General features: G+C 69.4%; 17 protein-coding genes. 10 read left to right on the top strand and 7 right to left on the bottom strand.

Going from position 1 to position 20,828, the window contains the following annotated elements; translation table 11 throughout:
- The first annotated feature begins 140 nt into the window (after positions 1 to 140).
- Genes OG707_RS10645 through OG707_RS10675 form a run of 7 tightly spaced genes read left to right on the top strand, consistent with a single transcriptional unit; the run spans position 141 to position 8,445 of the window.
- The gene (locus tag OG707_RS10645) at positions 141 to 1,304 is read left to right on the top strand and encodes a mandelate racemase/muconate lactonizing enzyme family protein (protein WP_329116818.1); all 1,164 of its coding nucleotides are present in this window, start codon (positions 141 to 143) and stop codon (positions 1,302 to 1,304) included.
- On the top strand, positions 1,301 to 2,329 hold the full coding sequence (locus tag OG707_RS10650; RefSeq protein WP_329116820.1) for a zinc-dependent alcohol dehydrogenase: 1,029 nt from the start codon (positions 1,301 to 1,303) through the stop codon (positions 2,327 to 2,329). Before OG707_RS10645 ends, OG707_RS10650 begins: the two co-directional genes overlap by 4 nt.
- A 57-nt stretch (positions 2,330 to 2,386) precedes the next feature.
- Positions 2,387 to 3,361, top strand: coding sequence for a hypothetical protein (locus OG707_RS10655; protein WP_329116822.1), 975 nt, complete (start codon positions 2,387 to 2,389; stop codon positions 3,359 to 3,361).
- Positions 3,361 to 4,473, top strand: a complete 1,113-nt coding sequence (gene chvE / locus OG707_RS10660; RefSeq protein ID WP_329116824.1) for a multiple monosaccharide ABC transporter substrate-binding protein — start codon at positions 3,361 to 3,363, stop codon at positions 4,471 to 4,473. The genes OG707_RS10655 and chvE overlap by 1 nt, the downstream gene beginning before the upstream one ends.
- A 20-nt stretch (positions 4,474 to 4,493) precedes the next feature.
- Positions 4,494 to 6,014 carry a multiple monosaccharide ABC transporter ATP-binding protein gene (mmsA, locus tag OG707_RS10665; RefSeq protein WP_329127721.1) on the top strand — a complete coding sequence of 507 codons (1,521 nt, stop codon included), beginning with the start codon at positions 4,494 to 4,496 and terminating at the stop codon, positions 6,012 to 6,014.
- Between the two features lie 5 nt (positions 6,015 to 6,019).
- Positions 6,020 to 7,255, top strand: coding sequence for a multiple monosaccharide ABC transporter permease (gene mmsB, locus OG707_RS10670; RefSeq protein WP_329116826.1), 1,236 nt, complete (start codon positions 6,020 to 6,022; stop codon positions 7,253 to 7,255).
- Between the two features lie 26 nt (positions 7,256 to 7,281).
- Positions 7,282 to 8,445: an aldose epimerase family protein gene (locus OG707_RS10675; protein WP_329116828.1), complete on the top strand. Its 1,164-nt coding sequence runs from the start codon at positions 7,282 to 7,284 to the stop codon at positions 8,443 to 8,445.
- 76 nt (positions 8,446 to 8,521) lie between these two features.
- Here OG707_RS10675 and OG707_RS10680 read toward each other — a convergent pair whose 3' ends face one another.
- The 5 genes from OG707_RS10680 to OG707_RS10700 all read right to left on the bottom strand — a co-directional run bounded on the left by OG707_RS10680 (position 8,522) and on the right by OG707_RS10700 (position 15,335).
- Entirely contained in the window at positions 8,522 to 10,447 is a 1,926-nt protein-coding gene (locus OG707_RS10680) for a flavin monoamine oxidase family protein (protein WP_329116830.1), read from the bottom strand.
- A 103-nt stretch (positions 10,448 to 10,550) separates the two neighbouring features.
- Complete coding sequence (locus OG707_RS10685) at positions 10,551 to 11,351, bottom strand: class I SAM-dependent methyltransferase (protein WP_329116832.1); 801 nt, start codon at positions 11,349 to 11,351, stop codon at positions 10,551 to 10,553.
- A gap of 18 nt (positions 11,352 to 11,369) precedes the next feature.
- The gene (locus OG707_RS10690; protein ID WP_329116835.1) at positions 11,370 to 12,806 is read right to left on the bottom strand and encodes an amidase; all 1,437 of its coding nucleotides are present in this window, start codon (positions 12,804 to 12,806) and stop codon (positions 11,370 to 11,372) included.
- Positions 12,799 to 14,088 carry an amidohydrolase gene (locus OG707_RS10695; protein WP_329116837.1) on the bottom strand — a complete coding sequence of 430 codons (1,290 nt, stop codon included), beginning with the start codon at positions 14,086 to 14,088 and terminating at the stop codon, positions 12,799 to 12,801. Before OG707_RS10695 ends, OG707_RS10690 begins: the two co-directional genes overlap by 8 nt.
- Positions 14,085 to 15,335 (bottom strand): MFS transporter, encoded by a 1,251-nt coding sequence (locus OG707_RS10700; RefSeq protein WP_329116839.1) that lies wholly within the window; start codon positions 15,333 to 15,335, stop codon positions 14,085 to 14,087. The genes OG707_RS10695 and OG707_RS10700 overlap by 4 nt, the downstream gene beginning before the upstream one ends.
- A 66-nt stretch (positions 15,336 to 15,401) precedes the next feature.
- Here OG707_RS10700 and OG707_RS10705 point away from each other — a divergent pair, with 66 nt between their 5' ends.
- The 3 genes from OG707_RS10705 (at position 15,402) to OG707_RS10715 (ending at position 18,291) form a co-directional block, all read left to right on the top strand.
- Complete coding sequence (locus OG707_RS10705) at positions 15,402 to 16,493, top strand: Lrp/AsnC family transcriptional regulator (protein ID WP_329116841.1); 1,092 nt, start codon at positions 15,402 to 15,404, stop codon at positions 16,491 to 16,493.
- An 83-nt stretch (positions 16,494 to 16,576) separates the two neighbouring features.
- On the top strand, positions 16,577 to 17,725 hold the full coding sequence (locus OG707_RS10710) for a serine hydrolase domain-containing protein (protein WP_329116842.1): 1,149 nt from the start codon (positions 16,577 to 16,579) through the stop codon (positions 17,723 to 17,725).
- Positions 17,726 to 17,739: 14 nt separating this feature from the next.
- Complete coding sequence (locus OG707_RS10715) at positions 17,740 to 18,291, top strand: GNAT family N-acetyltransferase (RefSeq protein ID WP_329116845.1); 552 nt, start codon at positions 17,740 to 17,742, stop codon at positions 18,289 to 18,291.
- Here OG707_RS10715 and OG707_RS10720 read toward each other — a convergent pair.
- Both OG707_RS10720 and arfA read right to left on the bottom strand, forming a co-directional pair.
- A complete protein-coding gene (locus OG707_RS10720) occupies positions 18,248 to 19,216 on the bottom strand; it encodes an arabinan endo-1,5-alpha-L-arabinosidase (RefSeq protein ID WP_329116847.1) in 969 nt (322 codons plus the stop codon). The genes OG707_RS10715 and OG707_RS10720 overlap by 44 nt on opposite strands.
- A 76-nt stretch (positions 19,217 to 19,292) precedes the next feature.
- Entirely contained in the window at positions 19,293 to 20,804 is a 1,512-nt protein-coding gene (arfA, locus tag OG707_RS10725) for an arabinosylfuranosidase ArfA (protein ID WP_329116849.1), read from the bottom strand.
- Positions 20,805 to 20,828: the final 24 nt, after the last annotated feature.

A 20,828-nucleotide genomic window follows, 5' to 3' on the forward strand; every position in this document is an offset into this window, starting at 1 on the left:
GCCCCTCCGTCAACACCCCCGTCACACCGCCGAAATCGACCCGCGCCGGACCATTGACTCCGGCCACGTGACGCGATTACGTTCACGCCAGCATTTCGAACGTGTGACGAAATACCGAACAATCTCCGGGGGCAACTGCCTTGCGTATTACGGGAATCACCACCCACGTCGTCGGGACGCCCTGGCGCAACCTGACATATGTCCAGGTCCACACCGACGAGGGCATCACCGGCGTCGGCGAGACCCGGATGCTCGGGCGGACCGACGCGCTGCTCGGCTATCTGCACGAGGCGACCGCGAATCACATCGCGGGGTCCGATCCGTTCGCGATCGAGGACCTGGTGCGGAAGATGAAGTACGGCGACTACGGGCGCGCCGGCGAGATCGTCATGTCCGGGATCGCGGTCATCGAGATGGCGTGCTGGGACATCAAGGGCAAGGCGCTGGGCGTGCCGGTGTGGCAGCTGCTCGGCGGCAAGGTGACCGACAAGGTCAAGGCGTACGCGAATGGCTGGTACACCACCGAGCGGACGCCGGAGGCGTACCACAAGGCGGCGCGCGCGGTCATGGAGCGGGGCTACCGGGCCCTGAAGATCGACCCGTTCGGGACCGGGCACTTCGAGCTCGACCAGGCGCAGACCAACTACTCGGTCTCGCTGATCGAGGCGGTGCGCGATGCGATCGGGCCCGACGCGGAGCTGATGCTGGAGATGCACGGGCGGTTCTCGCCTTCGACGGCGGTGCGGCTCGCGCGGGACCTGGCGCCCTTCAAGCCGGCGTGGCTGGAGGAGCCGGTGCCGCCGGAGAACCTGAAGGCGCTGGAGAAGGTGGCGGGGAAGGTGGAGATCCCGGTCGCGACCGGGGAGCGGATCCACGACCGGATCGAGTTCAGGGAGCTCTTCGAGTCGCAGGCCGCGGACATCATCCAGCCGGACGTCGGGCACATCGGCGGAATCTGGGAGACGCGGAAGCTGGCAGCGACGGCGGAGACGCACTACGTGCTGGTGGCGCCGCACAACGTGGGCGGGTCGGTGCTGACGGCTGCGTCGCTGCAAGTCGGGTTCTCGACGCCGAACTTCAAGATCCTGGAGCACTTCAACGACTTCGCGGACGCGGAGATCAAGAAGGTCGTGAAGGGGGCGCCGAAGGTGGTCGACGGCTACTTCGAGATCTCGGACGCGCCGGGGCTCGGGGTGGAGCTGGATGTGGATGCTGCGGCGGAATTCCCGCAGCAGCAGGCCCGGTTCGACCTGTGGGCCGAGGGCTGGGAGAAGAGGGCGCCGAAGGGTGGGGGCCAGGGATGAGCGGGGCCGGCAGCTCCACCGCCCACCACATCGTCCTCGACGCCCCCGGCGCCCACCGCCTCGTCCCCCACGAGGTCGCCGAACCCGGGCCCGGCGAGGCCCGTGTCCGCGTGCACGCCTCCGGGATCTGTGGCAGTGACCGGGAGCTCTGGCAGGGCAACCGGCCGCCGGAGTACGTCCGTTACCCCGTCACCCCCGGCCACGAGTGGTCCGGCACCGTCGAGGCCGTCGGACCCGGCGCGCCCGCCGCCCTCGTCGGGCGCAAGGTCGTCGGCGAGGGGTTCCGCAACTGTCAGGTGTGCGACCGGTGCCATGCCGGGGACACCACCCTCTGCACCGCGGGGTACGAGGAGACCGGGTTCACCCAGCCCGGCGCCATGGCGCCCACCCTCACCCTGCCCGCCCGCCTCCTCCACCCCCTCGACGACGCCGCCGACCTCAACGCCGCCGCCCTCCTGGAGCCCGCCGCCTGCATCGCCGCCGCCGCGCTGAAGGCCAATGCCCGGCCCGGTGAGCGCGTCGCCGTCGTCGGGACCGGGACGCTCGGGATGTTCGCCGTGCAGTTCCTCGCGGCCGGCTCCCCCGGCGAGCTCCTCGCCGTCGGCAGCAGCACCGACCGCGAGGCGCTCGCGCACGCCTTCGGCGCGACCTCCTTCCGGACCCGGCACGACCTCCCCGCCGCCGACTACGACGTCGTCATCGAGACCGCGGGCTCCGCATCCGCCGCCACCACGGCCGCAGCCCTCCTCCGCCGCGGCGGCCGGCTCGTCCTCACCGGGATTCCGGCCGCGGGCGCGCAGGGGCTCGATCCGACCGATCTGGTCGTACGGCAGCTGGAGGTGCAGACCGTGTTCGGCGCACCCCCGGCCGCCTGGGCGCACACCGTACGGGTCTTCGGCGCAGGTCTCCTCGACCCCGTACCCCTCATCACCCATGAGCTCGCGCTCAGCGAATTCCCGCACGCCATCGACCTGGTGGGCAGCGGCGACCCGAAGGTCGGCAAGGTCCTGCTGCACCCGGAGTAGCAGCTCCGTGCCCTGATATCCGAACTGCGTACGAAATTTCGAACACCGAGGAGTCACGTGACCACCCCCTCAGGAGCCCGCCGACCCGGCGAACAGGCCCTCGCCGCGCTCGGCCTCGCCGCGCCTGCCCACAACCCCGCCGACTCCTCCCCGCACGCCTTCCCCGACGGCGGCACCTGGCGTACCGAGATCCCCTCCGTCGAGGGCCCGGAGGCGCTCGCCGTCGTACTGAAGGAGTCCTCCAGACTCGACGTGCCCATCCACCGCATCAGCCAGGGCAGCGGCGTCTGGATGCTGACCGACGCCGAGATCACCGAGATGGTCGAGGCCTGCGCCGAGCGCGACATCGAGCTCTGCCTCTTCACCGGGCCGCGCGGCACCTGGGACATCGGCGGCTCCACGCGTACGGACTCGGGCGGCGCCGGGCTGCGCGCCCGCGGCCACGACGCGCTCGCCGGGTGCGTCGAAGACGCCCTGCGCGCAACGGAGTTGGGCGTCAAGTGTCTGCTGGTCGCCGACGAGGGCGTGCTCTGGTCGCTGCACCAGCTCCGTACGGCCGGCGTGCTGCCCGCCGACACCACCTTCAAGGTGTCGGCGCTGATCGGACCGGTCAACCCGGCCTCGTACGCCGTCTACGAGCAGCTCGGCGCGGACTCCATCAACATCCCCTCCGACCTCACGCTCGCCCACTTCACCGAGATCCGCCGGGTCTCCGCCACCCCCATGGACCTCTACATCGAGGCCCCCGACGACCTCGGCGGCTACGTCCGGATGTACGAGGCCGCCGAGCTGATCCGGCGCGGCGCCCCGATCTACCTCAAGTTCGGGCTCTCCAAGTCCCCCGGGATCTACCCCTACGGCGCCCAGCTCCGCGACCACACCCTCAACACCGCCCGCGAACGCGTCAGGCGCGGCCGGCTCGCCCTCGACCTCCTCGCACGACACGGCGCGGACGGCGGCATGTCCCCGCTCGGCTCCCGCCTCCCCGGCACCCTCACCCGTTTCTCCGTACCCACCCCCGCAGAGGACTGATGACCATGCGCACGCGCAGAGCAGCACTCACCCTGATCGCCGGATCCCTCACCCTCGCCCTCGCCGCCTGCGGCCAGAGCAGTTCCGGCGGATCGAAGGAGACCAAGTCGGCAGGCAAGGGATCCACGATCGGGATCGCCATGCCGACCAAGTCCTCCGAGCGGTGGATCGCCGACGGCAACAACATGGTCAAGCAGTTCCAGGCGATGGGCTACAAGACCAACCTCCAGTACGGCGAGAACAGCGTCGACCAGCAGGTCAACCAGATCGAGAACATGATCACCAAGGGCGTCAACGTCCTGGTCATCGCGGCGATCGACGGCAAGGCGCTCACCGACGTCCTGCAGCAGGCCGCCGACCAGCACATCAAGGTGATCGCCTACGACCGCCTGATCCTCGGCACCAAGAACGTCGACTACTACGCCTCGTTCGACAACGAGAAGGTCGGCGTCCTCCAGGCCTCGTACCTGGTCGACAAGCTCGGCCTCAAGTCCGGTGCCAAGAAGGGCCCGTTCAACATCGAGCTCTTCGCCGGCTCCCCCGACGACAACAACACGCGCTACTTCTTCGACGGCGCCATGAAGACGCTCAAGCCGTACATCGACAAGAAGCAGCTGGTCATCAAGAGCGGCCAGAAGGACCTCAACCAGGTCACCACCCAGGGCTGGGACGGCGGCACCGCCCAGAAGCGCATGGACAACCTGCTGACCAAGGCGTACTCCGCCGCCAATGTCGACGCGGTCCTCTCCCCGTACGACGGGATATCGATCGGCATCCTCTCCTCCCTGAAGTCCGACGGTTACGGGTCCGCCTCCAAGCCGCTGCCGGTCATCTCCGGGCAGGACGCGGAAGTCGCCTCGGTGAAGTCGATCATCGCGGGCGAGCAGACGATGACCGTCTACAAGGACACCCGCGCGCTCGCCAAGGTCACCGTGCAGATGGCGGACGCGATGCTCACGGGCAAGACGCCGGAGACCAACGACACCAAGTCGTACAACAACGGCGTCAAGATCGTCCCCTCGTACCTGCTCGACCCGGTCGCCGTCGACAAGACCAACTACCAGAAGGAACTGGTCGACTCGGGCTACCTCAAGGCGAGTGACCTGAAGTGACCGGAGCCCCCGTCCTGGAGATGCGCTCGATCGTCAAGACCTTCCCCGGGGTCAAGGCGCTCTCCGATGTGACACTGACCGTCGCCGCCGGGGAGGTCCACGCGATCTGCGGGGAGAACGGCGCGGGCAAGTCGACCCTGATGAAGGTTCTCAGCGGGGTTCATCCGCACGGGAGTTACGACGGCGAGATCCGTTTCCAGGGCGAGGGCTGCTCGTTCAAGGACATCCGGGCCAGCGAGGCGCGCGGGATCGTCATCATCCATCAGGAGCTGGCGCTCGTCCCGTACCTCTCGATCGCCGAGAACATCTTCCTCGGCAACGAGCACGCGACCCGGGGCGTCATCAGCTGGAACGAGACGCTCAAGCACGCCTCCAGGCTGCTGAAGCGGGTCGGACTGAAGGAGCACCCGCAGACCCGGGTGGCGGACATCGGGGTCGGCAAGCAGCAGCTCGTGGAGATCGCCAAGGCGCTCTCCAAGGAGGTCAAGCTCCTCATCCTCGACGAGCCGACGGCTGCCCTGAACGACGAGGACAGTGCCCAACTCCTCCGGCTCATCCTGGAGTTGAAGGAGCATGGCATCACCTCGATCATCATCTCCCACAAGCTCAACGAGATATCGGCGGTCGCCGACTCCGTCACGGTCCTGCGCGACGGCAGGACCATCGAGACCCTCGATGTGCGCTCGGAGGAGACGACCGAGGACCGGATCATCAGCTCCATGGTGGGCCGCGACCTCGACCACCGCTTCCCCGACCGGACGCCGTACGACGGGACCGCGGACACCCATCCGGCGCTCGAAGTCCGCGACTGGACCGTCCACCACCCCATCGACCAGCAGCGCAAGGTCGTCGACGACGTCTCGGTGCATGTGCGCCGCGGCGAGATCGTCGGCATCGCGGGGCTGATGGGGGCGGGCCGCACCGAGCTCGCGATGAGCGTCTTCGGGCGGAGCTACGGCCGCAACATCAGCGGCAAGGTCTTCAAGGACGGCAAGGAGATCCGGACCAAGACCGTCCCCGAGGCGGTCCGCCACGGCATCGCGTACGTCACCGAGGACCGCAAGCAGTACGGCCTCAACCTCATCGACACCATCAGCCGCAACATCACCCTGAGCGCCCTGCCCAAGGTGACCAAGCGCGGGGTGGTCGACGAGCACGAGGAGACCCGGGTCGCCGAGTCGTTCCGCAAGACCATGAACATCAAGACCCCGACCGTCTTCGAGCAGGTCGGGCGGCTCTCCGGCGGCAACCAGCAGAAGGTCGTCCTCTCCAAGTGGATCTTCGCGGGTCCCGACGTCCTGATCCTGGACGAACCGACCCGCGGCATCGACGTCGGCGCCAAGTACGAGATCTACACCGTCATCGACCAACTGGCAGCCGAAGGCAAAGCCGTCGTCTTCATCTCCTCCGAACTCCCCGAACTGCTCGGCATGTGCGACCGCATCTACACGATGGCGGCCGGCCGGCTCACCGGTGAGATCTCCAGGGCCGAAGCGACACAAGAAGTTCTGATGCGCCACATGACCATGGACAAGAGGTAGCCGACATGGGCCCCGTTCCCACCGACATCAAGAAGAGCGCTCCGCCGGCGCCCCGCTCCACCGGCCCCACCGCCGGGGCCCTGCTCCTGGAATCGGCGCGCCGCAATATGCGCCAGTACGGCATGCTGATCGCGCTCGGCCTGATCGTCGTCCTGTTCCAGATATGGACCGACGGCGTTCTGCTCAAGCCGAACAACGTCACCAACCTGGTCCTCCAGAACAGCTACATCCTGGTCCTGGCCATCGGCATGATGATCGTCATCATCGCGGGCCACATCGACCTCTCGGTCGGTTCGCTGGCGGCCTTCGTGTCGGCCGCGTGCGCGGTGATGATGGTCGAACACCATGTGTCATGGCCGGTCGCCCTGGTCATCGGGCTGCTGATCGGCGCGGTGGCGGGCGCCTGGCAGGGCTTCTGGATCGCGTACGTGGGAATTCCATCCTTCATCGTGACCCTCGCCGGAATGCTGATCTTCCGCGGTGCCACGCAGATCATGCTCGGCTCGCGTTCGCTCGGCCCCTTCCCCGAGGGCTTCCAGAAGATCTCCACCGGTTACCTGCCCTCGGTCGGCCCGAACACCAACTACCACAACCTGACCGTGCTGATGGGTCTCGTCCTGATCGCGGTGGTCGTGGTCCAGGAGCTCCGTTCGCGCCGCCGCGAGCAGGAGTACGAGCTCGACGTCCTGCCGAAGGGGATCTTCATCACCAAGCTGGTGGCGATGATCGCGGCGGTCCTCGCCTTCACGATGACCCTCGCCAGCTACCGGGGCGTCCCCGTGGTGCTGCTCATCCTGGCCGCCCTGCTCATCGGACTCGGCTTCGTGATGCGCAACGCGATCGTCGGACGCCACGTCTACGCGCTCGGCGGCAACCAGGCCGCGGCCAAGCTCTCGGGCGTCAAGGACAAGCGCGTCACCTTCCTGGTCTTCGTGAACATGGGCGTCCTCGCGGCCCTGGCGGGCATCGTCTTCGCCGCCCGCCTCAACGCGGGCACCCCCAATGCCGGTGTGAACTTCGAACTCGAGGCCATCGCCGCCTCGTTCATCGGCGGCGCGTCGATGAGCGGCGGCGTCGGCACGGTCTTCGGCGCGATCATCGGCGGTCTGGTCCTGGGCGTGCTCAACAACGGCATGTCCCTGGTGGGCATCGGCACCGACTACCAGCAGGTCATCAAGGGGCTCGTGCTCCTGGCCGCGGTCGGCTTCGACGTCTACAACAAGCGCAAGGTCGGTTCGTAATGCAACTGCCTCCCGAGGAGCCGCACATGAGCACGAGCAGACGCACAGTACTGGCAGCGACGGCGGCGGCAGGCCTGGCCGCGACGACGCTGGGCACGGCGACACAGGCGCAGGCTTCGTCGCGCCCGTCGCACACCCCGTCCAAGGAGTACTTCGGCACCCTGGACGACGGCACGAAGGTGTACGTCTGGACGGTCGCGAACGGAGGCACCCGCCTCCAGGTCCTTTCGTACGGCGGAATCATCCACCGCCTGGAGACGGCGGACCGCCACGGCAGGCGGGCCAACGTCGCGCTCGGCTTCGACAACCTCGCCGACTACGTCGCCAAGTCCCCTTACTTCGGTGGGCTGATCGGCCGCTACGGCAACCGCATCGCGGGCGGGAAGTTCACGCTGGACGGCACGACGTACCAGCTCCCCCTGAACGACACCACGACCTCCCTCCACGGCGGCACCAAGGGCTTCGACAAGGTCCCGTGGAACGTCGCCCCGTACACCAAGGGCTCCGAAACCGGCCTGGTCCTGACCCGGACGTCGCCCGACGGCGAGATGGGCTACCCCGGCAACCTCAAGGTGAAGGTCACCTACGCCCTCACCGCGCGCGGCGAATGGCGCATCGACTACGAGGCGACGACCGACAAGGCCACGGTCGTCAACCTCACCAACCACACCTACTACAACCTCTCCGGCGAGGGCACGGGCTCGATCTACGACCACACCCTCGAACTGGCCGCCTCGCGCTACACCCCGGTGAACTCGGCCCTGATCCCCACCGGCGAACTGGCGAAGGTCGCGGGCACCCCCTTCGACTTCCGCCGCACGAAGGTGATCGGCGCGGACATCCGCAAGGCGAACCAGCAGCTCCTGTACGGCAAGGGGATCGACCACAACTGGGCGCTGGACAAGGGGATCACACAGACCCCCGAGTACGCCCTGACGTTGTCCGACCCCGCGTCGGGCCGCGTGATGAAGATCCACACGACAGAGCCGGGCCTGCAGTTCTACTCGGGCAACTTCCTGGACGGCACGCTGGTCGGCACCTCGGGCCACATCTACCGCCAGGGCGACGCGCTCTGCCTGGAGACCCAGCACTTCCCGGACTCCCCGAACCAGAGCAACTTCCCGTCAACGGTGCTGCGTCCCGGCCAGACGTACCGCACGACAACGCTCCACACCTTCTCGACCCGCTAGCCCCCGACCGCTGTGCGCCTCCGCGGGTTCTGACCCCGCGGGGGCGCACAGCCGCGCCCGGCCTCAGACCGCGGCCTCAGATCCCGGCGTGGACCTCCAGCGCGGTGCGCACCGCCGACTCCAGCGCGCCCTCGATCCAGGCGGGCTTGACCGACGTATGACAGCCCGCGAAGTGCAGCGGCCCCTCGGCCGTCACCGTGTGCGGCAGGAGCTCGGTGTGCTGGCCGGGCATCAGCACGGACGCCTCGCCGTACGCGTACGGATCACGCATCCACGACTGCGTGCGCCCAACTCCCGTGTAGAACACCTCGATCCGCTGCCCGTAGACCTCCTGCACTCCGCCCAGCGCCCGCGGATACCGCTCCTCGTCGTCGAAGCAGTCCCACTTCAGCGCGTCGTCGGCCCAGCTGTACGAGGCGAGCACCACCCCGCCCGGGCTCCCCTCCACCGGATACGACGGCTGGAACATGAACCGGTTCGGATTGTCGGTGACCGACCCGCCCCCGACCACGTGCGCGGCCTCGGGCTGATCCTTCGCCACGGCCCGGCTGGCCGCGTAGTGCACCCGCTGCGCATCGCTGATGTGCCCCTTGGGCACGGAGGGATGCGCCCCCAGCAGCGACCCGTCGGCCGGGACCTTCCCGCGCCGGTAGTCCTCGTACAGCCCGGGCCGGACCGCCTCCAGCGCCGCTTCCCATCCCTTCTCGTCCAACTCCCACCAGCGTTCGCTGAATTCGAGCAGCACCTTGGTCGCCGCGTCGTAGTGCATCTCGGTGATGGCACGCCGCTTGCCGTACGAGAGCGGGGGCTCGACCGGGATGTGGCGCAGCCCGGAGAACGGCACGGTGACGATGGCGGCCTCGCCGGTGAAGGTCTCCCGGACGACCTTGCCGTCCTTCCCCTCCGAGACGGTGTCGACGGTGACGGAGGGCTTCACGGGGTCGTAACTGATCCGCGTGACCCGCCGGTCGAGCCGCACCACATCCTTCACCTGCGCGTAGAGCGCGTCGGCCAGCGTGGCGGTGCCGCCGGGGAGTTCGTAGAAGGTGGTGTCGGGGCTGATCAGATACGCGTCGATGAAGGCGTGGATGAACCCCAGATGCATCCGCGACGTGACGTTCTCCAGCGTCCCGACCAGATCGATCGTGGCGGCGTCGAGCTTGGCGGCCTCGGTCAGATACTGGTACATCGACCAGTGCCCGTACCGCTGCACGACGTTCGCCCACCCTTCCAGCAGTTCGCCGCCCTTCTTCCCCTCGATCTCGGTGTACGCGAGGGCGAGCGCATTGCGCAGGATCGTGCCGGACGGCACGGTCTCGTACTGCTCGGGAACGCCGAAGGACCGGTTGACGACGCGCGGATCCTTCGCGTAGTCGGCCCGCCGGACGCGGATCCCGTTCACGTACAGCCAGGTCCGGAATGCGGGCTTGTCGTGCGCGTCGACATCCACGAGCCGGAACTTCCGCCGCTTGAGCCCGAAGCTGTCGATGAGCCCGGAGACCAGCGGGTGGCTCCCGGGAATCCGCATCGCCCCGGCCTCTGCGTACTGTTTCGGATCGGCGAAGGGGGCCGACGCATGCTCGTGCCCGCCGGACCGGAAGGTCTTGATCCGCCCACCCACGCGGTTCCCGTTGGCCTCGATGACGGTGACGTCGTGCCCGGCCTGCTTGAGCAGATGCGCGGCGACCATTCCGGATGGCCCGGCACCCACGACGAGGACCTTCCTCGGAGCCTTGCCGTTCTCCGGCAGCCCCTCCTTCAGCAGGACTTCGGCGTACCGCTCCCCCAACGGCTGCCCGTCCTTGTCCAGGACGAGGATCGCGCGGGCGACGGCGAGAGCGGCATCGCGTTCGGTGGGTGCGGCGGCCGGGACGGCGACCGCCGCGGGTGCGGCGCCGATCCCCCCGGCGAGTACCGCGGCACCGGCGCCGGCCCCCGCGAGAAGGGTCCGACGGGTGGGACGGCCGGCTGCTGTGCCGTGCTGATCAGACTGTGTGCTCATGGGGCTCACACTGCGGGTGCATCCCGCGATCCCGGCGAACGCGGGTGGTGGCGCGCACGAGATTCACCCGCGCCGGTCATACGGTCTCGCAGTGCCCCGACGGTCAAGGTGCGGGCGGGCGCGTCGCTGTGGTGCAGCGCACCCGGATGGGCATGACCAGTCGGCCGTCCCCCGCACGCAATCCCTGAACCGCCGCAAGGGCGGCGGCGCGTGCCTCCCCGCGTCGCGCCTCGGGGATGGCTGCGACTCTCCCCCGGTGCACGCTCCACCAGAGGTAGTCCCACCACTCCGCGGGCCCCTCCAGCGTGACGTCGACCGTCAGCTCTTCAGTGGTCACGTCCACGAACCCGGCCGCCCGCGCCAGACCCGGCGGATCCACCCGGTCGCTCCGCTGCGCGGCGGGTGCGAAGCGCTCCAGAGCTACGTCCACCGACCGCCAATCGGGAGGGAACCCCGAGACGAACTGGGAGATCCCCAATCGGCCGCCCGGCCTCAGCAGTCGACGGTAGGCGTCCAACCCGGCTTCGGGGTCAGGGAGTTGTCGCAGTACGAAGCCGGACGTGATCGCGTCGAAGGACGCATCGGCGAAGTCCGGCGCCTCCGCGTCCCCGACCGCGACCTTCACCTGCGCCAGGCCGAGTCGGGCGGCGTCGGCCGCCGTCTTCCGGACCATGCCGGGCGAGATGTCCACTCCGACCGCCTGCCCCGTGGGCCCGACCGCCGCCGCGGCGGGAAAGAGACACGCACCCCGACCGCAGCCGGCGTCCAGGATCCGCCCGCCAGGTGTCAACTCCAGCTGCTGGACCAGCAGTTCACCGGCAACGGAGTAGAAGGGCGGCCCCGATCGGTCGTAGGACTCGGCCAAACCGTCATAGCGTGCGGATATCTCAGCCCTGTGGTCCACGCGGCCACCCTAGCCACATCAGCAGCCTTTCGGCCGGTGGTCCGGGGTGTACCCCCAGGGGCGGAGCCGCTCCAGGGCCTTGCCGATACGGAAGACCGTCGGGTCGTCGTAGGTGTGGCCGACTATCTGGACGCCCGTGGGAACGCCCCAACTGGAGTGGCCGCTGGGCACGTTGAGGACCGGGCAGCGGTTGTTGATGTTGAAGGGGATCGTCATGGCTGCCCACAGCGGCTCGCCGTGGTCCTCGCCGTTCACCACCAGGCGGCCCAGGAGGTCGTCCCCCGCGGGCATGCCCGGGACGGCTGTGGTCGGGCAGATCAGAGCGTCGTACGGCGCCATCGCCTCGGCCAGTTCGCGCTGGAGCCTCGTCTCTATACGCAGGCCATCCAGGTACGTGACGTGTTCGCGGGCCAGGGCCATGTTGTCCGCGAAGGCCGTCGCGTACGCCGACATCCGGTCGCGGTGCTTCGCCTCGACCTCCGCCACCATGGCCCCGAAGATGGTGGAGAAGTGGGCCGCGAGGGCGACGAGCAAGTCCTCCTTGGTCCAGGGGAGTTCGATCTCCTCCACGATCGCGCCCGCATCCGTGAGCGCCTGGGCGACCGCCCTCGTGTTCGCCTCCATCTCCGGGTGGACGTCGTACGCGCCCAGGCGGACGCAGAGCGCGATGCGCATCCCGGCGACCGCCTCGTACTCGGTCGGCAGGACCAGCTTCGGGCGCAGCGACACGTGGTCGCGCGGGTCCGGGCCCGCAAGAACGTTGGCGAAGGTCACGCAGTCGTCCACGGTGCGCGCCATGGGTCCGTCGCCTCGGTAGTGGTCGGCGGAGAGTGGTGCGACGCCCGGGATCCTGCCGTACGGCGCCTTGTAGCCGACCGTTCCGGTGAAGGCGGCGGGGATGCGGGTCGAGCCGCCGATGTCCGAGGCCGAGGCCAGCAGTGTGGTGCCCGCTGCGAGCGCGGCGCCTGCGCCGCCGGACGATCCGCCGGGGGTGAACTCGGGGTTCCACGGGTTGCGGGTGACGCCCCACAGGCGGCTGTGGGTGTACGTGGTGATGGAGAACTCGGGGGTGGCCGTACGCGCGTGGATGATGCCGCCGGCCTCCAGGATGCGGTCGATCACCGGGGCGTTCTCGGTCGCGATGTTGCCGACGTTGACGAGCGAGCCCTCGGTCAGCGAGCGCCCGGCCATGGCGTGCTTCTCCTTGGTGGCCACCGGGATGCCCTCCAACGGGCGCGGTGTCAGGCCGTTCTTGCCGAGGAAGCGGGCTTCGGCGTGCCGGGCCTGTTCGAGTGCCTCGTCGAAGAGCCGTTCGGTGAAGGCGTTGACGGTCGGTTCGGTCTGCTCCGCGCGGGCCACCACCGCGCGCATCAGTTCCACCGGGGAGAGTTCGCGGGCTTCGAAGAGCCGGCGCGCCTCCGTGGCGCTGAGGTAGCTGAGTTCGAGGTCAGGCATGGTCGTCCTCCGTGTGCAGCCAGCGGGCCGCTGCGGCCAGCAGTGTGGTCACGCCGATCTGGATCGTGGGGTCCGGTACGGGCGCGAAGTGCGGCGAGTGGTTGGCGGGGATCGTGTCGGGCAGGCCGTCCGTCAGCAGGGCGTCGGGGTCCAGGTGCGTGAAGAGGGCGGGGTCCGCGCCGCCGAAGTGCCAGAAGACCGAGGGAACACCAAGAGCCGTGCCGAAGACCCCGAAGTCCTCGCTGCCGGTGAGGGTCTGGGGCAGGGTGAAGACCCGTTCGGCGCCCAGGGCTTCGCCGATCGCCGTCAGGACGGTTGCCGTCGCCCGAGCCTCGTTCACCGTGACGGGGAAGGAGTTGATCCCGGCGATCTCGGGCTCCTTGGGAGCGCCGGACGCGGCTGCTTCGGCGCGGACTATTCGTTCGACCGCCGCCAGAACTCGCTCTCGTACAGCGGGAGTTGTGGAGCGGATGTTGATCCGCAGGTCGGCATGGTCAGGGATGATGTTCTCCTTGGTACCGGCGTGCAGCGAGCCCACGGTCACCACCGCTGTCTGCCCCGCCCCCACCTCCCGGGAGACGACCGTCTGCAGCCGCATCACAACCGCGGCGGCCATGACGATCGGGTCGATGGCGGTCTCGGGTGCGGACCCGTGTCCGCCGCGGCCGAAGAGACGGACGCGCAGGCTGTCGGACGCGGCCATCACCGGCCCGGGGCGGGTGCCGACGAAGCCGACGGGGGCGGGCGCCACATGCTGGCCGAGGCAGACTTCGGCGCGCGGGAAGCGGTCGAGGAAGCCGTCCTCGATCATCGCCGGTGCGCCGCCGACCTCTTCGGCCGGCTGGAACACGGCTACGACTGTGCCTCGCCATTTCCCCCGGGTGGCGGCCAGTTGGGCCGTCGCTCCGATGAGACAGGTGACATGCATGTCATGACCGCAGGCGTGCATGACGGGCACCTGGTGGCCCTCGCCGTCGACGGCGGTTTCACGGGAGGCGTACGGCAGTCCCGTCTGCTCCTCGACCGGCAGCCCGTCCATGTCGGCGCGGAGCAGGACCACCGGCCCCTCGCCGTTGGCGAGGACCCCTACGACACCGGTGCCGCCGACGTTCTCGGTGACGTCCCAGCCCTGCTCCCGCAGCAGGGCGGCGACGACTCCGGCCGTACGGAACTCCTGGAAGGACAGCTCGGGATGGGCGTGCAGGTCCTCGTAGAGGGCTCGCAGGCCGGGCAGTCGGTCCGGGAAGCCGGACAGCAGGGGTGTGACAGCGCCGGTGGTCATGAGCGCTCCTTTACGGGAGTGGGCAGGCCGGACGCGCCGGCGGCGGTCCGGAAGGAGGCGGCGTCCTGCGGGGTCAGGAGGGCCATCGCGGTGGCGATGACGGCGCCGAGAACCAGGAAGGCGAAGGCCACCTGGAAGGAGAAGGTGTCGGCGAGCAGGCCCACGACGGGCGGGACGGCCATCCCGGCCACCTGGCCGCCGAAGACGATCACCGCGCTGCCCACTCCCACGTCCTCGGCCGCGAGACCGCCCAGCGGGACGGCGAAGATCGGCATGTAGCAGAGGGCTATGGACACCGAGGCGAGCGTGGCGAAGACGACGAAGCCGGTGAGCGAGTCCGAGAAGGCCATGAGGAGCAGCGCGACGCCGCCCACCGTCATACCGGGCACGATCACCTTGCGGTGATGGCCGCCGAGCCGGTCCGAGAGCCGGCCGCCGACGATCGTCGCTCCGGCCCCGGCGAGGCCGGGGACCGCCCCGATCATTCCGGCCGCGGTGAGGGAAACGCCGAACTCGTCCCTGAGATAGGACGGCATCCAGGTGGTCAGACCCCAGACGATCGCGCTGTAGCCGAACATCATCGCGGCGAAGCGCCAGACCACGCCCAGCCGCAGGACACCGCTCGCACGGCGGGGCACGGCGGGTGCGTCCGGCTCCGTCCGGGGCAGCGGGGCGGGGAGCCGCATCCGTACCGCAACCACCACGAAGACGCCCAGCGCCGCCGTCGAGAAGAACGCCGAGCGCCAGCCGAAGGCGGCGATCAGAGGGGCGACGAGGAGCGGGGTGAGGACGCCGGCGAGTGCGTTGGAGCTCATGATCAGCCCGTTGGCGCCCATCCGTTCCTCCGGCGTGGTGCGCTCGACGAGCGCCTTCAGCGCGGCCGGCGGGAAGATGCCTTCGGCGGCGCCGAACGCGAACCGTATGACGAGCAGTACGGCGAACGACCAGGCGAAGCCGGTGAGCGCCGTGAACACGGACCAGGACAGCAGGGCCCAGCAGGTCACCCGCTGAGCGCCGTAGCGGTCGGCGAGCATCCCGCCGGGAATCTGGCACAGGGCGTACGCGAGGAAGAAGACGGAGACGATCAGCCCCTGCTCCCCGCGGCTCAGATCGAACTCGTCGCCCAGGGAGGGCAGAGCCAGGTTGACGACGAGCCGGTCGGCGTAGTCGACCAGCCAGGCGGCGAACAGCAGGGTGATCGTGATCCGGACGGTTCGCCGGGCGGACTGCGGGGGCGGAGCAGACACGGGGTACTCCTCGTCGCCGGTGGCCGAGGCTGGGCATCGGCCGGAAGTGCCCCTACGATCCGGTCTGTGAGCGAAATCCTTGGAGAACTGCAGGAAAACGTCACTGCTGAAGCTGCGGCACCCGATTCCGGCACCACCGGTCCTGAGCACCGCTTCTCCGAATCGGACCTGGCCCTCATCGACGCGCTCCAGGCCGCCCCTCGGGCGCCGTGGTCCCGGATCGGGCGGGCGCTCGGCGTGGACGCGACCACGGCGGCCCGCCGCTGGGAACGGCTGCGCGCCAACGGCCTGGCCTGGATCACCGCGTACGCGGCCCCGAAGAACGTCACCGTCGCCTATGTGGAGGTGCGGTGCCGGCCCCGGGCCTTCGACTCCGTCGGCGCCGCCCTGGCCGCGATGCCCTGGGTTTTCAGCGTCGACGAGACGGCGGGCGACTACGACCTCCTGGCATCGGTCGCCGCCCCCGATCTGCCCGGCCTCGGCCGCGCGGTCCATGGCCTGATCGGCGGTCTGGACGGGGTGCGTTCCACCCGTACGCGGCTCGGCATCACGCTCTACAGCGAAGGCGGCGACTGGCGGATGAGGGCCATGGAGCCCGCCGGGCGTGCCGAACTCTCCCCTCCCCGGACGTCACGGCGGACCGCGTACAGCGCCCATATGCACCACCGGCCGCCGTCCGGGGACGAGGCCCTGCTGGCGGCGCTCGGCAGTGACGGACGGCTCGGCTACACCGAGCTCGGTGCCGCGACCGGAATGAGCGAACACACCGCCCGGCGCCGGCTGCAGCGGATGATCAGGGACGGTGACATCAACCTCCGCTGCGATCTGGCCCACCCTCTCGCGGGGCTCTCGACGGTGGTGCTCTACCGCACCGCGGTCCCGCACACCCACCTGGAGGAGACGGGCAACGCGCTGGCCCGGATGGAGGAGGTCCGGCTGGCCGTGTCGGTCAGCGGCTCCGACAACCTGCTGGTGATGGTCTGGCTCCACGGACTGCACGCCATCGACCCGTTCGAAGCACTGCTCGCCGAACGCTTCCCGAACCTGAAGGTCGATGACCGCACCGTGGTTCTCCACTCCCGCAAACGCATGGGCCGGCTGCTCGACACCGACGGTCGCGCCACGGGGCTGGTCCCGTTCGCCCTGCCGCAGGTCTGACGCCCCGGTCCGGGAATAGCCCGCCGGTGACGGCGCTTGATCATCCACAGAGCACACGCGTCAACGGGGGAAGGCACCAGCACATGTCTCAGACCATCACCACCGCCACCACAGTCCATGGCACCGTCGCCCCCGGCTTCGAGGGTGTGCGCGAGGAGTTCGCCGCGTTTGTCGGCGGCGAGGTCCACGACCCCGGTGCGCAGCTCGCCGCCTATCACCGCGGGGAGCTCGTGGTGGATCTCTGGGGTGGGGACAGTGTCACCGGCGACTCCCTCACCGGGGTGTACTCCGCCACCAAGGGCGCCGCCCATCTTGTCGTTGCGCTGCTCGTGCAGGACGGCGTGCTGGAGCTCGACAAGGAAGTCGCCTTCTACTGGCCCGAGTTCGCCGCCGAGGGCAAGGGCGCGCTCACCCTGCGCGAGCTGCTCGCCCATCGCTCCGGAGTCGTCGGGGTGGACAGCGGGTTCAGCCCCGAGGAGTACGCCGACGAGGCGCTCCTCGCCCCCCGGCTCGCCGCGCAGCGGCCCTTCTGGCAGCCGGGGAGCGGGTTCGGGTATCACGCGCTGGTCATCGGCGCGCTGACCGGTGAGGTCGTACGGCGGGCCACCGGGCGCACCATTCAGGAGATCTTCGAGGAGCGCGTACGGGTGCCCTACTCGCTCGACCTCTACCTCGGGTTCCCCGAGGAGCTCGAGCCCCGCTACCGGCCCGTCCTCCCCATGCTCCCCACACCCGCCCAGCAGGCCGAACTCGACGCCAACGCCTCCTCCCCGCACAGCCTCCTCGGCATCGCCTTCGGGGCCAACGGCAAGGAGCCGCTCGACGTCGTCGACTTCATCAACACCCGCGCCGTACGCGCCAAGGGCCAGACCTCCTCCTCCGGCGTCGGCAACGCCCGCGGGCTCGCGGGGATGTACGCCGTCGTCAACACCCTTCTGGAGCCCGGCACTTACTCCGAGTTCTCCCGGATCCACTCCTCCGGCCGAGACCTGGTGACCGGTGAGCTCGACCAGACCTTCGGGCTCGGGTTCCAGGCGCTCGGGCAGAAGTACCGCCCCCTCGGCGCCGACGCCATCGGCCACAGCGGGGCCGCCGGCGCCCTCGCCCTCGCCGACCCCCGCAACGGCGTCGCCTACGCGTACACCCGCCGCCGCATGGCCTTCCCCGGCGGTGCGGCCCCGGAGAACGAGCGGCTCATCGCCGCCGTACTGCGGGCAGCGACCGCGCGGTAGGGCACGATGGTCCGGTGATCACGATCGAGACTCCCCGGCTGGTGCTGCGCCGCTGGCGCGACACCGATGTTGCTCCCATGGCGGCCATCAATGGCGACCCCGAGGTGATGCGCTGGATCCGCGACGGTTCGGTCCGGGGCCTGGAGGAGACGCGCGCCAACATCGCCGCTATGGAGGCCACTTGGGAGGCCGAGGGGTTCGGGCTCTTCGCCGTCGAGGTGCGCGAGACCGGTGAACTGGCCGGGTTCACCGGTCTCGCCGTACCCCACTTCCTGCCCGCTGTGATGCCCGCCGTCGAGATCGGCTGGCGGCTCGGACGGGCCTTCTGGGGGCAGGGGTTCGCCTCCGAAGCCGCCCGTGCCGCCCTGCGGTTCGCGTTCCAGGAGCGCGGTCTGGACGACGTCATCAGCGTCATCCAGACCGGCAACACCGCCTCCGAGCGGATCGCGGTCAAGCTCGGCATGCATCTCGACCGCGAGCTCGTGACTCCCGGGTCCGGGCGCCCCACCCGGGTCTTCGCTCTCAGTAGGCCACTGGCCAACCCGTCGACCAGTTCAGCAAGTTGACACCAAGCTTCGGCGTCCCGCTGTCCGCCCCGTCGTAGTAGTGGTAGACGAGCAGGTCCCCGTCCGAGTCCGCCATCACCGACTGGCCGCCCGGCCCGATGTAGTTGCCGTGCGACTCCAGGACGGGCGTCCCGCCGTTGCTCGTCATCGCCGTACCGCTCGCGTCCACGTACGGGCCCGTGATGCCGGTCGCCCGGCCGACCTTGATCTTGTACGTCGAGGACGTGCCCGCGCAGCACACGTCGTAGGACGCGAAGAGGTAGTAGTAGCCGTTCCGCTTGACGATGTACGGGGCCTCCACCGCCTTCGTGCCGGTCGGACGCGACGCCAGTGAGTAGCGCGTGGTGTTCGTGGAGAGCTGCTTGCCCGTCGACGGGTCGATCTGGATCATCTTGATCCCCGTCCACCACGACCCGAACGAGAGCCACCACGTGCCGTTGTCGTCCACGAAGAGGTTCGGGTCGATCGCGTTGTAGTCGCTCGCCGACGTCGACGTGTAGACCGTTCCGTAGTCCGTCCAGGAGCCCGGCAGACCCGTCGTCGAGCCCGCCAGGCCGATCGCCGACGTATTGGATCCGAAGGTCGAAACGGCGTAGTACATCAGGTACTTGCCGCCGTGGTACGAGATGTCCGGGGCCCACGCCTCGGTCGCGTACGACGACCACCACCCGGGCTTCGTCGAGAAGGCGTCCCCGCCCGCCGTGAAGGTGATCCGGTCCGTGGACGTCTTGTACGCGAGGCCGCCGCCCGTGGCGTACAGCAGATAGCGGCCGGCGGAGGTGCGGACCATCGTCGGGTCGTGGACGACCACGTCGCCCTTGACCGTGCCGGGGTTGGGGTAGGCGTTCGCGGTCGCCGGGACCAGGGCGATGAGCGCCGCGGCGAGGAGGGGGGCGAGTACGGCTCTGCGGGAGGTGCGGCTCATGCGGAGGTTCCCTTCGGTGGGGATGCAGGGCGCGGGCGGCGAGGAGGGGGAGCTCCCGCCGCCCGCGCCCTGCCGGTCAGGCCAGGCGGATCACGTTCCAGGAGAGCGGCTCCAGCGTCGTGCGCAGGACGCCGTCCTCCAGCACCGTCCCGTCGGCCGCGTGGGGAGCGATCCGCTCCGGCTCGGCGAGGGTGTTGCGGGCCTCCGGGTCGGCGTCGGCGAGGACGCTGTGTTCGGCGACCTGCGTCAAGTCGAGCCCGTTCAGGGCCACTTCGATCGGGAGCGCCTCGGTCTGGCTGCGGTTCACGGCGAACACCGTCACCGTGCCGTCCTCGGCGCGCACCGCCGTCGCGTGGAGCAGGTCGGTCTCGCCGTACTTCGCCGTCTCGTACGTCGGCGAGTCCACCCGTACGTCGAGGACCTGCCCGCGTCCGTACTTGGCCGCCTGCGCGAACGGGAAGAACGTCGTCTGCTTCCACGCCGGGCCGCCCGGCTCCGTCATGATCGGCGCGATCACGTTGACGAGCTGCGCGAGGCAGGCGACGGTCACCCGGTCCGCGTGCCGGAGCAGGGCGATCAGCAGCGAGCCGAAGACGACCGCGTCCGTCAGGCTGTAGTTGTCCTCCAAGAGGCGGGGGGCCTCCGGCCAGTCCAGGGCGCTGACCTCGGACTGCGTACGGCTCATGTACCAGACGTTCCACTCGTCGAAGGAGAGATTGATCCTCTTCTTCGACTTGAGGCGGGCGCCCACGTGGTCGCACGTCGCGACCACGTTGTCGATGAACGACTCCATGTCGACGGCGGAGGCGAGGAAGGAGTCGCGGTCGCCGTCGTGCTCCTCGTAGTAGGCGTGCAGCGAGATGTAGTCGACCAGGTCGTACGTCTCGGCGAGGACCGTGGCCTCCCACTCGGCGAAGGTGTCCATCGACTGGCCGGACGAACCGCAGGCGACGAGCTCGACGGACGGATCGATCTGGCGCATCGCGCGGGCGGTCTCGGCGGCGAGGCGGCCGTACTCCTCGGCGGTCTTGTGGCCGGTCTGCCAGGGGCCGTCCATCTCGTTGCCCAGGCACCACATCTTGATGCCGAAGGGGTCCTTGTCACCGTGCGATATGCGGCGCTCGGAGAGCTCGGTGCCGGCCGGGTGGTTGGCGTACTCCTGCAGTTCGAGCGCTTCGGAGACGCCGCGCGTGCCGAGGTTGACCGCCATCATCGGCTCGGCCTGCGGGCCGATCTTCTTCAGGAAGGCGATGTACTCGGAGAGGCCGAAACGGTTCGTCTCCGTGGAGCGCCAGGCGAGGTCGAGGCGGCGCGGGCGGTCCTCGGCGGGGCCGACGGAGTCCTCCCACTTGTAGCCGGAGACGAAGTTGCCGCCCGGGTAGCGGATTGCGGTGACGCCGAGTTCGCGGATCAGGGCGAGGACGTCCGTGCGCAGGCCGGCCTCGTCGGCCGACGGGTGGCCCGGCTCGTAGATGCCGTCGTAGACACAGCGGCCGAGGTGTTCGACGAAGGAGCCGAAGAGGCGCGGATCGACGGCGCCCACGGCGAAGGCGGGGTCGAGGGTGAAGCGGGAGGTGCGGAGGGACATGGCTTCCTTTCAGGAGGACAGGGG

The sequence above is a fragment of the Streptomyces sp. NBC_01465 genome (assembly GCF_036227325.1).
GTDB lineage: Bacteria > Actinomycetota > Actinomycetes > Streptomycetales > Streptomycetaceae > Streptomyces.